Genomic DNA, 13536 nt, shown 5'->3' with positions numbered 1-13536 from the left:
ATCAAATGCGTTTTAAGATCATAACAATTTGTCTGGTGTTGTTGTCCGGTTTGCAGCTTACTGCTCAAGAGTTCAATTTAGGTAAAGTAAGCAGGGAAGAGTTAGAACAAAAATCACATCCTGATGATCCGGATGCACCTGCCGCTATATTATATCGTAGTGGTAATACCTCTTTTATATTAGATGGAGATGGAAAATTATACATGATTACAAAGGTGGATACCCGTATAAAAATTTATAAAAAAGAGGGTTATGAATATGCTACCGATGAGCTTGTGTATTATACGGGCGGGCGAAGAATAAGAGCCTATTATTCCAATGCCTGTACCTATAATCTTGTTGACGGTAAAATTGAGGAAACAAAATTAAAAGAAGAAGGAGAATTTGATGAAGACATAGTTGAAGATTATAGTATTAAAAAAATAACGCTTCCCAACGTAAAGGAAGGCAGTGTAATAGAATATAGATATACCATAAAAACGCCTTATTATACAAATATAAGAGATTGGCATTTTCAATATGAAATACCGGCAAATTATGTAAGCTATAAGTTATCTATACCCTCATGCTTTGTCTTTAATACCCTATTATATGGTTATGTCGATGTAGATAAATCAGAACCTAAACTGACCCGAGGTGTTACTAAATACAATGAGTTTACAACGACATATACAGCAAAAAATGTAAAAGCTTTAAAACAAGAAGCCCATGTAAACAATATAGATAATTATCGATCTACATTAAAACATGAATTAGCATTAACGCACTTTGACGGAGAGCAAAAAAAAGAATATACAACCACTTGGTCCGCAGTTGCCAAGCAAATATATGAAGATGAAGATTTTGGAAAAGAATTAAAACATGATTCTTATTTTGAAGATGATTTATCAGCACTCTTAGCAGGTATAAAAACTCCTGAAGAGAAAATGGAAGTTGTTTTTAACTATGTTAAATCGAGAATGAATTGGAACGAAGAGAATAGTTATTATTGTGAGCAAGGAGTAAAAAAAGCCTATGAGGATAAGGTTGGTAATACAGCCGAGATTAACCTCATGCTTACTGCCATGTTACGCTATGCAGGACTGGATGCTAACCCTGTGCTTATAAGTACCCGCTCTAACGGTATAACTGCTTACCCCAGCGTGAGAGGATTTAACTATGTAATAGCATCCGTCAATATAAATGATACTATAATCTTATTGGATGCTACAAGCAAATATACAGCTCCGGGAATTTTGCCGAAAAGGACACTAAACTGGAAAGGAAGACTGATAAAAAAAGACGGCTCTAATGAGGAGATTGAACTTATACCTACCAAAAATTCTTTAAAATCCACTGCTATTACAGCCGATTTATCTGCTGATGGAAATATTTCAGGAAAAGCGCGTCACACTTACTTTGATTTTTATGCCTATAATTTTCGTGAAGCGTACGCAGAAAGGAATGAAGAAAACTATGTTGCCGGCATTGAGGAAAAATACAATAATATTATTGTAAACGATTTCAAGTTGTCGAATGTTGATGATGTATCAAAACCTATTAATGAAGAATATAATTTTACAACTGATAATGAGACAGAGTTTATAGGCGGTAAAATATACTTGAACCCGTTATTATTTGTTACAGCAAAAGAGAGTCCTTTCAAACAGGAAAAACGTGAATATCCGGTTGATTTTGTTTTTCCTATGCAGCAGAAAAGTATAATACTTCTCAATCTTCCCAAGGGATATATAGTGGAGTCTTTGCCCAAACCTGTAAATGTGGTAATGGAAGAAAATATTGGTGAATTTAAATATAATATTGCGGTTATAAATAACCAATTGCAAGTTGCAATTACCCATTCAATAAATTATGCTATCATACCTCAGACATATTATACTACGTTAAAAGATTTTTACCGGAGTATGATAGAAAAACAAGCTGAAAAAGTAGTACTTAAAAAAGTAGAATAATGGATATAAAAAACGCACAACAGGAAGTAGATAACTGGATAAAAGAACATGGCGTTCGCTACTTTAACGAACTTACCAATATGGCACAACTTACCGAAGAGGTAGGAGAAGTAGCCCGCATTATAGCCCGCAGGTATGGTGAGCAAAGCGAGAAAGAAAGCGATAAAAATAAAGACTTAGGAGAAGAACTTGCTGATGTGGTTTTTGTAGTATTATGCCTTGCCAACCAAACAGGAGTAAACCTGCAAGAAGCTTTTGATAAAAAAATGAATCTGAAAGCAAAGCGCGACCACGACAGGCATCATAACAACGAAAAGTTGAAATAAAATTACTATTTTTGAATCAAGTAATTCAAAAACAGGATTATGAAACAAAAAGTAATACACTTTGTCGGTGGGTTTATCATGTATGCCATATTAGCCTCGCTTTTGATTTTAATATTTGATATTGATATGCCTAATCAATGGGGGTATATCATATCATGGGCTGTATGCATGTCACTGTTCGAGATGTTTGTAATAACTCCCCTGCGTAAAAAACTCACTGCAAAAAAGCAGTAAAGCAACAACAATAGGTTTTATATAAAAACCGCTACCGTAATGGATATAAAAATAAATCCGATAAAAACCATTCAATCGGCTGAACTCGTATTGTCAGGGAGTAAATCCGAAACCAACAGGCTTTTACTATTACAGGCACTTTTTCCGCAAATTAATATTCAAAACATATCCGATTCTGACGATAGCACTGTAATGCAGGAAGCACTCAACAGCACTGCCGATATTATAAATGTGCATCATGCAGGTACTGCTATGCGTTTTCTTACGGCCTATTTTGCCATGCAAGAAGGCAGAGAGATAGTGCTCACAGGTTCTGAAAGAATGAAACAACGCCCCATAGGTATAGTGGTTAAAGCACTTAACAATCTTGGAGCTCAAATAACCTATACAGACAAAGAAGGCTATCCGCCGCTAAAAATAGTCGGGAAGAAACTGACTAAAAGCAAGGTTAGCATCAATGCTAATGTAAGCAGCCAATACATAACGGCATTGCTATTAATAGGATCAAAACTGGAAAATGGTCTTGAAATTACACTTGAAGGAGAAATTACCTCATTACCCTATATAAACATGACACTTGCGTTGCTTAAAGAAGCAGGTATTGTAGCAAGTATGAATGATAATAGAATTGAAGTAAAACCAAAAACTGAAAGCCAAATTTCGGTAAACCTTGTAGTGGAAAGCGACTGGAGCTCAGCATCCTATTTTTATGCCATACTCGCTTTGTCACCATTGGGCAGTACAATAACCCTATCATCATTTAAGCAAAACAGCTTTCAGGGCGATGCAGCCTTAGCAGAAATATACACCAGGTTTGGAGTTACCACCATTTTCAATAATAATGCTATTACATTGAGTAAAACCAAACCCCATCAACCATCAATCATCAATTTGTCGCTCAACAATACCCCTGATATAGCCCAAACCATAGCAGTTACCTGTTTGGGTTTAGGCATGGCGTGCCACCTTACTGGACTTCATACACTAAAAATAAAGGAAGCTGACCGACTTGAGGCGCTTAAAACAGAACTTGAAAAATTTGGAGCAACCGTTACAGTTACTCAGGATAGCCTTACTTTGCAACAACACAACCTGCCTTTAAATGAAGGAGTTTCTGTCGCAACCTATAACGATCACAGAATGGCTATGGCATTTGCACCGCTCGCACTAAAAACCGCTATTACTATTAACAATGCTGAGGTAGTTTCTAAATCCTATCCTGCTTTTTGGGATGATATCGAAAAGCTCGGATTTACAATTAACAGGCTGTAAAAAAATTCTGAGACCTTGTTTTTACCCCATTAGTAATATATTACAATAAATATATTGCAAAACACTTGACAACGCCTGCTTTACGGTAGTATATTTGCACCCAATTATAGTAGCGCACCTATTGCGCTGAAATTAAAGATACAAATATGAAATTATCAAACTTCAATTTCAACCTGCCCACCGAATTGCTTGCCGAATTTCCTGCCGAAAACAGAGATGAAGCCCGTTTGATGGTTATAGACAGGAAAACAAAAACAATAGAGCACAAGTTGTTCAAAGATGTATTGGATTATTTTGATGAGGGCGATGTTATGGTACTAAATAACACCAAAGTTTTCCCCGCACGTCTATACGGAAATAAAGAAAAAACCGGAGCAAGAATAGAGGTTTTTTTATTGAGAGAACTAAATGCCGAGCAGCGTTTGTGGGATGTACTGGTAGATCCTGCACGAAAAATAAGAATTGGTAACAAACTTTATTTTGGTGATGACGATTCATTAGTAGCAGAGGTAATAGATAATACAACCTCACGCGGAAGAACATTGCGTTTTTTGTATGATGGTTCGTATGAAGAATTCAGAGCTAAACTTACAGAACTGGGAGAAACACCGATACCAAAGTACATTAACAGAGAAGTAACCCCGGAAGATGCCGAGCGTTACCAAACCATATATGCTAAAGAGGAGGGCGCTGTTGCCGCACCTACTGCCGGGCTTCACTTCTCTAAGCACTTGCTGAAAAGGCTTGAGATAAAAGGCATTGATTTTGCCGAAGTTACCCTGCACGTTGGCTTAGGCACCTTTAACCCGGTAGAGGTAGAAGATTTATCAAAACATAAAATGGACTCTGAAGAGCTTATCATTACACAAAAAGCCTGTGATATTGTAAATAGTGCAAAAACAGCTAAAAAGCGTGTGTGTGCAGTAGGAACTACCACTATGCGAGCTATGGAAAGCTCAGTTTCATCACAACATACATTAAATCCTTATGTAGGGTGGACTAACAAGTTTATCTTCCCTCCGTATGATTTTAGTGTTGCCGATTGTATGATAACCAACTTCCATACACCTAAATCAACATTATTAATGATGATTTCGGCATTTATGGGGCACGACCTTATGCGCGCAGCCTATGACGAGGCAATAAAAGAAAAATATCGCTTTTATACCTACGGTGATGCAATGCTGATACTGTAAAAATTTTAAACATTTTATAAGAATCCTGCTGTAAAAGCAGGATTTTTTATTTTGTTCTTTTTTTATTTGCTTATTTTTACCCTCCAAACAACAAACAATAATGGAATTTCAAAATACACGCGAATTTGCACAGCAACTCGATTCAAAAGATAAACTGGCTAAATATCGGGATGAATTTATCTTTCCGCATATAAACGGTAAGCAGGTAATTTATTTTACAGGAAACTCTTTAGGGCTGCAACCCAAAAGAACAAAAGCCTATGTAGATGAGGTTATGGACGACTGGGCTAAGCTGGCTGTAGAAGGACATTTTTATGCCGATAAGCCCTGGTGGGATTACCATGAGCGTTTTGCATTGCCTTTAAGCAAATTAGTAGGCGCGCTGCCCAGCGAAGTTACAGTAATGAATACCCTTACGGTAAACCTGCATTTGCTGATGGTTACTTTCTATAATCCGAAACCGAACAGGTATAAAATTATATGCGAAGAAAAAGCATTCCCCAGCGACCAGTACATGATAAAAAGTCAGGTGCGTTTTCATGGTTATGACCCAAACGATGCTATTATTGAAATAAAAAGGCGGGAAGGCGAGCATAACATTCGTACCGAAGATGTACTGGATACCATAAAAGAAGCAGGAGATGAATTAGCACTCGTTCTCATAGGCGGTGTAAACTATTATACCGGGCAGGTATTTGATATAGAAACCATAACGGCGGCCGGACAGGCTGTTGGGGCATATGTGGGGTGGGATTTAGCCCACGCAGCAGGTAATATAGGTATGGAACTGCACAACTGGAATGTAGATTTTGCAGCATGGTGCAGCTATAAATATATGAATTCAGGACCGGGTAACGCATCAGGAGCATTTGTACACGAAATGCACCATCATGATATGGATTTACCACGTTTTGCCGGCTGGTGGGGACATAACAAAGAACGTCGCTTTTTGATGGAGCCGGAGTTTGATCCTGTGCGTGGCGCTCATGGCTGGCAGGTAAGTAACCTGCCCATACTATCTTTAGCTCCGTACCTTGCCTCAGTAGAAATGTTTGATGAGGTGGGTATGCCTGCATTAATCCAAAAAAGAGATTGTATAACCGCTTACCTCGAGTTTATATTACACGAAATAGACAAAGAGGTAAATAGTACCTTTGAAATTATAACCCCTTCTGACCCTAAAGAACGTGCTTGCCAGCTATCTGTATTTTTGCATGGAGAGGGCAGGGCTCTATTTGACTACCTGATGGAGAATGGAGTAATAACCGATTGGAGAGAACCCAACGTTATAAGGCTTGCACCTGTGCCATTTTATTGTTCGTATGAAGATATGTATGAATTTGGGCAAATATTAAAACGAGGGATTTTATCACATAAATAAGATGAGAGAAGCAGAGGGTACATTCGGCTTTTTAGTAATATGGAAATAGTAGCTGTACTTATATTGCTGGTTGCGTTTGCGGCTTTTATTTTCGGGGTTATTATAGAGCCTGCCTATATACTGCTTTTCAACCGCCCTGTATATGTGCATTTTTATCCGGTAAAAAAAACTATTGCAGCACGAGATGAATTTGTGCTGCGACAGCATTTTGTATTTTATCAAAAGCTTTCGCCAAAACGCAAATCATACTTTAGGCATCGGGTAGCTGCATTTATAAACAATTATACTTTTGCAGGGCGCGATGAGCTTGAGGTTACCCGCGAAATGAAACTGAAAATTGCAGCTACGGCAGTAATGCTCACTTTTGGTATGCGGAAGTATTTGCCCGATATGTTCTCGGTTATTGTGCTTTATCCTGATATTTTTTTATCAAAAAGCGGTAATTATCATAGAGGAGAATTTAACCCTATGGCAAGGGCTGTGGTTTTTTCGTGGAAACATTTTGAAGAAGGACTCTCGTATGATAATGACAATATAAACCTCGGCTTGCACGAATTTGCCCATGTATTGCATTTTGATTCGCACCGCAGGCGAAAAATAGGCAGCTCGCGGGTTATTTTTAGTGATATGCTCGATAAAATATGGGAGCATATACAAGTTGCCGATAACAGAGATGCTTTAATACAGTCGGGCTATTTGCGTAGTTATGCCTACACCAACCAGTTTGAGTTTATAGCAGTATTGCTGGAGCATTTTTTTGAAACACCCCAGCAATTTTCACAGCATTTTCCGGTATTATATAAATATGTGAGGGCAATGATTAACTATCGGGAAGGATAGTTTATGAAGCGGATACGTTTTTTAATATGTTTTCTATCTGGTGGTTATGCCTTTGTGTATGGTAAATCATAAAATGAGCCAATTCCAGTTTAGTATAACCTTTAAGCGGGTTCCAGTCCGGTAACGGAGGTACTTCTCTTAAATCAGTATTTTGTAAAGCCTCAATTATTTCCGGTCTTAGTTCTTTTAAAAGCAGTACAACTTCCTCCTTGTTATAGTGCTTATCTTCGGGCAGTATAAACTCCGGCGCCTCCATTTTTCTACTGAAATCAAGTAACGTTTGTTTAAGTCCTTCTACATTTTCATCCGGATCACGTTCGGCAATCGGTGCGGGTGTACGGAATAATTTATCCATTCCCGATTCTGATTTAAAAAGATGGATTCCTGTTTGTGCCGCTGTCCAGCTTCCTTCAAAGGGAACAGCATTAAATTGTGCTTCTTCAGCAGAAGAAAGCAGGGAGATGGTTTCTCCCAATACGCTCTCAAGCTCATTAATTGTTTCCTGATACATAATTATTCGTTTTTTTCTAATTGATGATTGATACTCCGTCTATTCCTGAATAATACTTAGTATGTTGCCGGCAGGGTCTTTAAACCACGCAATGTGTGGACCTCCGCCCCTGAAAATATTATCTGTATCTGTTTTTAGCTCTTCATAGTCATAGCTTTCAAAAACAACTCCTCTGTCTTTTAATCCGGCTACTGTTTCTTCAACATCAGGAACAGGAAAGTTGAGTATGGTAAAGGTGGCAGGTTCATGGTTCGCTTTCGGGTAAATGATTATAGGATTACTCCCTTGTATATCAAGTTCCAATATGCCCATATTCCCCTCCTTAACGGTTAAGCCAAGAATATTACTGTAAAACTCCCTTGCCTTTTCTGTATCATCTACCGAGAAGCCACTGAATGCTTTTGAGTTATTTAACATGGTTTTTATTTTTAGCTTAACAAAAAGCATTGTTATTATTACTGTTGTTGCGTGTTGAAGCTTACCATCCAGTGTATGCCGAATTTATCTGTAAGCATACCGAAATAATCGCCCCAAAACATATTATCTATAGGCATAGTAACTGTTCCGCCACTTGATAGGGCTGCAAATACGCTGTCTGCCTCCTCTTTGCTTTCCACAGTTATACTTAACGAAGTGTTAGTTCCTGCCGTAACCTGTCCCATGTGCGATGGCACATCGCTTGCCATCAGGATGTTGTTGCCAATAGGTAATGCAATGTGCATAATTTTTTCGCCTTCGTTTTCGGCGGGCTTATTTCCTTCCATATCCACACAGCCATCCATTGGTACATCGGCAGGTATATCTTTAAAACGCATCAGGGTAGAAAACTCACCGCCAAAAACACTTTTGTAAAAATTGAAAACTTCTTCGGCATTACCGTTAAAATTTAAATAAGGGTTTAAAAATTTCATGATGATTGATTTTTATAGTTAATAATAAATTTATTTGTTTCTATAATGCAACACGGTTATACCGCAGGCAAAAGGCTTAGCTTCAACCAACATTAACTTTTGTGGTGTACTCAATTTTTCAAATATGGGCATGCCTTTACTGATTGCTACAGGGTTTACAAAAAGATAGAAATCATCAATCAACCCCTGTTCTATAAGTGAAGAAACAAATTCCCCACCGCCATATACAATAATATCTCCGCCTTCTCCGGCTTTAAGTTTGTTAATCTCTTCAGTTACATCATTGCTTGTAAATACAGTGTTTTTCCAATCCTCTTTATCTTCAATAGTATTAGTAAATACTACTTTATGGGTATCTACCATTTTTCGGGAGAAATCATCTGCTGTTTCAGGATTTTCAGAAAAAGACTGCCAGTGCGGAATAAAACCTTCTGCCAGTTTCCTGCCCAGTACAATAGCATCTACAGGTTCGTGAAGGTTGTTTACATAGTTTTTAATATCCTCATCCCAGTTCCATTCCAGCCAGTCCATTTCACCCTTAGATCCGGCAATATAACCGTTAACTGATATTTGTACCTGGAGTTTTAAAGCTCTCATGTATTATCATTTTTAGGTTTAAAAATAAAGTAGTCTAAAGAGTATTTACCGCTGCCCAGTATAAACACAGGAAGGCAAAGCACCATGAAAATGAAGGCAGGCATTTTATCATTAAAAGCATCATTGCCATGCGCCACAAAATAGGCTACAATCATGGTGATGAAAATGGGTATTACGGAAAATCGTGTTACAAAACCAAGTAATACAAACAACCCGCAAAAGAATTCGGCAAAGATGACAAGGTGAAACGAAAGCTCTGAACCTATCCCGATGATGTCGCCGAAGTTAGGTAGTATGGCATCATACATTTCAATTTTACCATAGCCAAAATATACAAACATACCTCCGAAAATTACTCGAAGTAAAAGGGTAGCTGCATCAGTACCCATTGATAAAGGTGATAATAATTTTTTCATAATAATAAACAGTTAATAATTTTACCTCAGAAAATTACGATAAAATTACTTCTCCTAACTGTTTACAAAGCTATCTTAAAAGATTTAAGAATAAGGTTGTCTAAAAAGTCAATTAAGAGGGGCGTTCAAGACAAAACCTTTTTTATATTTGCTTATCACTATTATTACTAACTGATTATTATGAAATTAGGTATATTACTTCTCGAAAATCACAGGTTGCTGAGCATAGCTGCAATGCTGGACGTGTTTGAAACCGTAAACAGTTTTTATGAAGAGGAGGGCAAGCCTCATCCTTTTACGATAGAGCTGATTTGCTGGGAAGCAAACAACTCCGACTATGCGGGCTATGTGCCTAAACCTGCCCACAATGAAGAAAGGTATGACCTTATTTTTATCCCCGCATTTAAAAATATGCTGATTTCAGAATCTATAGAATTAAATAAACCTTGGATACCTTGGTTACAGCAACAATATAAAAAAGGAGCTGCCATAGCAAGCTATTGTACAGGCGCTTTTTTGCTCGCGGCTACAGGTTTACTGAATGATAAACCGGCTACCACACATATTAATGCCTGGGCTTCTTTTGCACGATTATTCCCCAAAGTACAAGTACAGGAACGGGCAGTTGTAACCGAACAAGACAGGATATATACCAGTGGCGGTTCAACTAACAGCTTTCATCTTATGATGTTGTTACTGGAAATATATTGCAGTCGTGAAATTGCCGTAAGGACTGCAAAAGTTTTCTCGGTAGATATGGACAGAAACTGCCAACTATATTTTGGTTCGTTTGTGCCCGTTCACAATCATGGCGATGAATTGGTAAAGCAGGCACAGGATGAGATTAAAAAGAATTTTAGCACTGCTGCCACTATAGAAGAAATTATTACCGAAGTCCCCGCGAGCCGACGAAACCTGGCAAGGCGTTTTAAACAGGTTACAGGCATAACACCCATAGAATATTTGCAAAAAACCCGTATAGAAGCTGCCAAGCAACTACTGGAAACTTCTAAACACAGTATTATGGAAGTAATGTTGGAATCGGGTTATAATGATTTGAAAACATTTCGCTCTTTATTCAAGAGAAATGTAGGGATGACACCCAAAATGTACAGGGAAAAGTTTAGCGGGCAAGTGGTGTAATAACTATTGCTTTTTTAGCAATTCTTTTAATTGACTATTCTTTAATAAACCATTATAAACTCCCAATACCTCATATTTTGATGAGAATAGCACCCAGCACGGGTAAGACTGTTTGCCTTCGGTCAAATATACCGATAATTCATGATACCCATTCCCTGCTCCTTGGGGTATATAGTTATATTCTTTATCGTTAAAGAGTATGTTTTTGGTCGTTTCGGCATTAAATGTAAGGTAGTAAATCTTGTCAGAGAGTAAGTCTTGCAGTTCTTTATCGTTCTCAATTTTTTTATCCTGTATTTTACATACGGCACACCAGTCAGTATATACTTTTATCAGTATAGGTTTGGGCTTTGCCGCAGCTTTTTCGGGCAATCCTTCAAAAGTTACAGTATATTGTTCCTGCCCGTAAAGAGTTGCGAGAGTAAGCAGTAAAAATAAACAGCAAATTTTTTTCATCTTAAAACAGATTATAACGAACTCCTAAAAACACCCGCCTGCCTTGCAGCGAAGCATAATTATAACTGGGGTCAAAAGTATAACCGTTAGGGTTATCTAAATCAACGTTTTTATCAAACGGGTCAAAAGGTCTCATAATGGGGTCTTTAGGTACAAAGGCGAAAATATTTTTTACGCCGCCATAAAATTCCAATCCGTAATCAAACTTTTTTGTTAGTTGTACATTAGCAATACAAAACCAGGGCGAGTACTCCGGGCGATAATCGTTAGGCAGTATAGGCAGTCGCATAGGGCCGTACCAGTTTCCTGTTAAGTCCATACTGTAATTTTTTGGTAGTTGGTAAGTACCCACAAAAGTACCCGACCATTTTGGGGCGTGCAGTTGCTGCGTGCGTTCTAAGTTTCCGTTTTCATTTTCTTCCATCTGGAATACATCCATATACGATATTCCGGCAAGTATTTTTAACGGAAAAGTAAAGGTAGCATCAACGTTTAACGATATCCCTTGTGATATGGCATGCCCCCTGAGGTTGTCGTAAATAATTTTGTTAGGGTCAGAGTCAAAATCGCCTACAATTTTATTGGTAAAGTAGGAGTAAAAGCCTGTAATATCAAACCCCAAAAAGAAACTGTCCGTAGGTACTTTTAATACATAATTCAGGTTTCCGTTAAAGGAGCGTTCGGGGTTAAGTTCTTCGGCAATAACTACTTCACGTGCTCCGGTAAGGGCGGCATGGTCTTCCGTAAAAAGATTAACCACCCTAAACCCTGTCCCAAAGCTGGCACGTATAGTGTTGTTCGTATTAGGTGAAAATTTATAAGCTACTCTTGGCGAGTGTACTGCCCCATGATTTTTATCATAATCAAAACGATAACCGCCCAGTAGCTTATGCTTTTTGTTAATTGTCCATTCATCCTGTACAAAAATACCGGGTAACGGCGTTTTGGCAGGCTCGTTGCTCGTACCATCTGCCGATGCTGTGGCGGGCGTGTTATCATCATATACCGTATAGCGCATAGAAGCCCCCAAGAGCAGGCTGTGAGCATCACTTAAAGGTTTATCCCAATACGTTTGCAGGAAAGCTACATGCTGATTTGCCATATAAGGGATGTTTCCGTACCATGAGTTTTGGTCGTGCCAGTTGTATGAGAACTGTGTAAAAATGCGCTCAGAAGCAGGGAGCTGATATAGCCCTATAAGCTCGGCACGTTTAGTGTAAATACTCTCGCCATATATGCTGTCGCTGCCGCGCCATTGCTTGTCCCAATTCATTTCGCCACCCCAACGGTCTTCATATACATAGCGTGCTGCAACACTTGCTACCCGATTCTCATTGCGTTCAAAATTCCATTTATTGAATATTGAAACGCGGTTTTGCAGCGTCAGGTCGGTAAAATTATCCCCGTTATTATCAATACGACTGTTGTAGTTAAAGTAATTTACCCCGATTAATGAGGTGGCTTTTCCTGCGCTTATTTTCCCTGCAACGTCCATACTAAGCTCGCCCCAACTCGTCAGGAAGCTGTCGGCACTTATCACGGGGGCTTTGTACGGGCTTTTGGTAATTACATTAATAATACCACCCATAGCTTCAGAGCCGTATAGTGAAGAGGCAGGACCTTTTACCACCTCAATACGCTCTACCATACTGTTAGGTATTCCGTTAAGCCCGTAAACGGTGGAGAGCGCACTTACTATGGGCATACCATCTATTAATATCAGCGTATAAGGTCCTTCCATACCATTGATGTGGATGTCGCCTGTGTTACACACGTTACAATTAAGTTGTGGTTGCACACCGTTTACCATCCCTACCGATTCGAACAAACTGGCTGTAGGGTTCTTTTTAAAAAGTTTAGGAGTTATAATCTCTACGGGAACAGGGCTTTCGCTTCGGCTTATTTCCTTCATTGTACCGGTTATTACTACTTCTTCCAAAGCCATATTGTCTTCCTGTAGCTGTATATTCAGCGTTACAGGAATAGTTGAATCTACTTTTACTTTCTTTTTTTCGGTTTTAAAGCCTATAAAATCAAATAGTACTTGATGTGTACCATAAGGAACACCGTTAATTTCATAGTTACCGTTTTCATCGGCAGCAATAATAATATTTAATTGCGGTATAGATACCATTACTGCGGGAACTGCCGCTCCGTTGCCTGTTATTTTGCCTTTAATACTTCCGTTTTGAGAAAATGCCATACTGCTTATAAGCAGAATAAATACATAATATATCTTCATGTCTAATTTTAAAATTAGTTACGCAAAAGTATATATTTAGGTTTGTCTAAAAAAATATT

General features: G+C 38.4%; 15 protein-coding genes. 8 read left to right on the top strand and 7 right to left on the bottom strand.

Annotated features, from left to right (window positions below; all coding sequences use genetic code 11):
- Positions 1-5 precede the first annotated feature (5 nt).
- From E0W68_RS01380 to E0W68_RS01350, 7 genes are all read left to right on the top strand, one after another.
- Positions 6-1952 carry a DUF3857 domain-containing protein gene (locus E0W68_RS01380; protein WP_135217613.1) on the top strand — a complete coding sequence of 649 codons (1947 nt, stop codon included), beginning with the start codon at positions 6-8 and terminating at the stop codon, positions 1950-1952.
- Entirely contained in the window at positions 1952-2278 is a 327-nt protein-coding gene (locus E0W68_RS01375; protein ID WP_135217612.1) for a nucleotide pyrophosphohydrolase, read from the top strand. Before E0W68_RS01380 ends, E0W68_RS01375 begins: the two co-directional genes overlap by 1 nt.
- Before the next feature lie 39 nt (positions 2279-2317).
- Entirely contained in the window at positions 2318-2512 is a 195-nt protein-coding gene (locus tag E0W68_RS01370) for a hypothetical protein (RefSeq protein ID WP_135217611.1), read from the top strand.
- A 39-nt stretch (positions 2513-2551) separates the two neighbouring features.
- Entirely contained in the window at positions 2552-3784 is a 1233-nt protein-coding gene (locus tag E0W68_RS01365; protein ID WP_135217610.1) for a 3-phosphoshikimate 1-carboxyvinyltransferase, read from the top strand.
- Positions 3785-3930: 146 nt separating this feature from the next.
- The gene (gene queA, locus E0W68_RS01360; protein ID WP_135217609.1) at positions 3931-4980 is read left to right on the top strand and encodes a tRNA preQ1(34) S-adenosylmethionine ribosyltransferase-isomerase QueA; all 1050 of its coding nucleotides are present in this window, start codon (positions 3931-3933) and stop codon (positions 4978-4980) included.
- A 100-nt stretch (positions 4981-5080) separates the two neighbouring features.
- Positions 5081-6361: a kynureninase gene (kynU, locus tag E0W68_RS01355; protein ID WP_135217608.1), complete on the top strand. Its 1281-nt coding sequence runs from the start codon at positions 5081-5083 to the stop codon at positions 6359-6361.
- Positions 6362-6400: 39 nt separating this feature from the next.
- Positions 6401-7201, top strand: coding sequence for a zinc-dependent peptidase (locus tag E0W68_RS01350; RefSeq protein ID WP_135217607.1), 801 nt, complete (start codon positions 6401-6403; stop codon positions 7199-7201).
- 1 nt (position 7202) lies between these two features.
- On the opposite strand, the gene E0W68_RS01345 is transcribed toward E0W68_RS01350, so the two are convergent.
- Genes E0W68_RS01345 through E0W68_RS01325 form a run of 5 tightly spaced genes read right to left on the bottom strand, consistent with a single transcriptional unit; the run spans position 7203 to position 9636 of the window.
- Complete coding sequence (locus E0W68_RS01345) at positions 7203-7712, bottom strand: DinB family protein (RefSeq protein ID WP_135217606.1); 510 nt, start codon at positions 7710-7712, stop codon at positions 7203-7205.
- Between the two features lie 39 nt (positions 7713-7751).
- Entirely contained in the window at positions 7752-8129 is a 378-nt protein-coding gene (locus tag E0W68_RS01340; protein WP_135217605.1) for a VOC family protein, read from the bottom strand.
- 38 nt (positions 8130-8167) lie between these two features.
- Positions 8168-8623 (bottom strand): VOC family protein, encoded by a 456-nt coding sequence (locus E0W68_RS01335; protein ID WP_135217604.1) that lies wholly within the window; start codon positions 8621-8623, stop codon positions 8168-8170.
- Positions 8624-8653: 30 nt separating this feature from the next.
- Positions 8654-9220 carry a dihydrofolate reductase family protein gene (locus tag E0W68_RS01330; RefSeq protein ID WP_135217603.1) on the bottom strand — a complete coding sequence of 189 codons (567 nt, stop codon included), beginning with the start codon at positions 9218-9220 and terminating at the stop codon, positions 8654-8656.
- Positions 9217-9636, bottom strand: coding sequence for a DoxX family protein (locus E0W68_RS01325; RefSeq protein WP_205435309.1), 420 nt, complete (start codon positions 9634-9636; stop codon positions 9217-9219). Before E0W68_RS01325 ends, E0W68_RS01330 begins: the two co-directional genes overlap by 4 nt.
- A 180-nt stretch (positions 9637-9816) precedes the next feature.
- Here E0W68_RS01325 and E0W68_RS01320 point away from each other — a divergent pair, with 180 nt between their 5' ends.
- Complete coding sequence (locus tag E0W68_RS01320) at positions 9817-10779, top strand: GlxA family transcriptional regulator (RefSeq protein ID WP_135217601.1); 963 nt, start codon at positions 9817-9819, stop codon at positions 10777-10779.
- Positions 10780-10782: 3 nt separating this feature from the next.
- On the opposite strand, the gene E0W68_RS01315 is transcribed toward E0W68_RS01320, so the two are convergent.
- Positions 10783-11235 (bottom strand): thioredoxin family protein, encoded by a 453-nt coding sequence (locus E0W68_RS01315; protein ID WP_135217600.1) that lies wholly within the window; start codon positions 11233-11235, stop codon positions 10783-10785.
- Between the two features lies 1 nt (position 11236).
- A complete protein-coding gene (locus E0W68_RS01310) occupies positions 11237-13477 on the bottom strand; it encodes a TonB-dependent receptor (protein ID WP_135217599.1) in 2241 nt (746 codons plus the stop codon).
- Between the last annotated feature and the right edge of the window lie 59 nt (positions 13478-13536).

It is taken from the genome of Flavobacterium salilacus subsp. salilacus (genome assembly GCF_004634195.1).
Lineage (GTDB): Bacteria > Bacteroidota > Bacteroidia > Flavobacteriales > Flavobacteriaceae > Flavobacterium > Flavobacterium salilacus.
The sequence above is the reverse complement of the archived record's forward strand: the minus strand, read 5'-3'. Positions and strand labels throughout refer to the sequence as shown.

Excerpts from the sequence above, each read along its gene's own strand:
- E0W68_RS01380 (WP_135217613.1), top strand. The coding sequence starts at position 6 with ATGCGTTTTAAGATCATAACAATTTGTCTGGTGTTGTTGTCCGGTTTG.
- E0W68_RS01375 (WP_135217612.1), top strand. The coding sequence starts at position 1,952 with ATGGATATAAAAAACGCACAACAGGAAGTAGATAACTGGATAAAAGAA.
- E0W68_RS01370 (WP_135217611.1), top strand. The coding sequence starts at position 2,318 with ATGAAACAAAAAGTAATACACTTTGTCGGTGGGTTTATCATGTATGCC.
- E0W68_RS01365 (WP_135217610.1), top strand. The coding sequence starts at position 2,552 with ATGGATATAAAAATAAATCCGATAAAAACCATTCAATCGGCTGAACTC.
- queA (WP_135217609.1), top strand. The coding sequence starts at position 3,931 with ATGAAATTATCAAACTTCAATTTCAACCTGCCCACCGAATTGCTTGCC.
- kynU (WP_135217608.1), top strand. The coding sequence starts at position 5,081 with ATGGAATTTCAAAATACACGCGAATTTGCACAGCAACTCGATTCAAAA.
- E0W68_RS01350 (WP_135217607.1), top strand. The coding sequence starts at position 6,401 with ATGGAAATAGTAGCTGTACTTATATTGCTGGTTGCGTTTGCGGCTTTT.
- E0W68_RS01345 (WP_135217606.1), bottom strand. The coding sequence starts at position 7,712 with ATGTATCAGGAAACAATTAATGAGCTTGAGAGCGTATTGGGAGAAACC.
- E0W68_RS01340 (WP_135217605.1), bottom strand. The coding sequence starts at position 8,129 with ATGTTAAATAACTCAAAAGCATTCAGTGGCTTCTCGGTAGATGATACA.
- E0W68_RS01335 (WP_135217604.1), bottom strand. The coding sequence starts at position 8,623 with ATGAAATTTTTAAACCCTTATTTAAATTTTAACGGTAATGCCGAAGAA.
- E0W68_RS01330 (WP_135217603.1), bottom strand. The coding sequence starts at position 9,220 with ATGAGAGCTTTAAAACTCCAGGTACAAATATCAGTTAACGGTTATATT.
- E0W68_RS01325 (WP_205435309.1), bottom strand. The coding sequence starts at position 9,636 with ATGAAAAAATTATTATCACCTTTATCAATGGGTACTGATGCAGCTACC.
- E0W68_RS01320 (WP_135217601.1), top strand. The coding sequence starts at position 9,817 with ATGAAATTAGGTATATTACTTCTCGAAAATCACAGGTTGCTGAGCATA.
- E0W68_RS01315 (WP_135217600.1), bottom strand. The coding sequence starts at position 11,235 with ATGAAAAAAATTTGCTGTTTATTTTTACTGCTTACTCTCGCAACTCTT.
- E0W68_RS01310 (WP_135217599.1), bottom strand. The coding sequence starts at position 13,477 with ATGAAGATATATTATGTATTTATTCTGCTTATAAGCAGTATGGCATTT.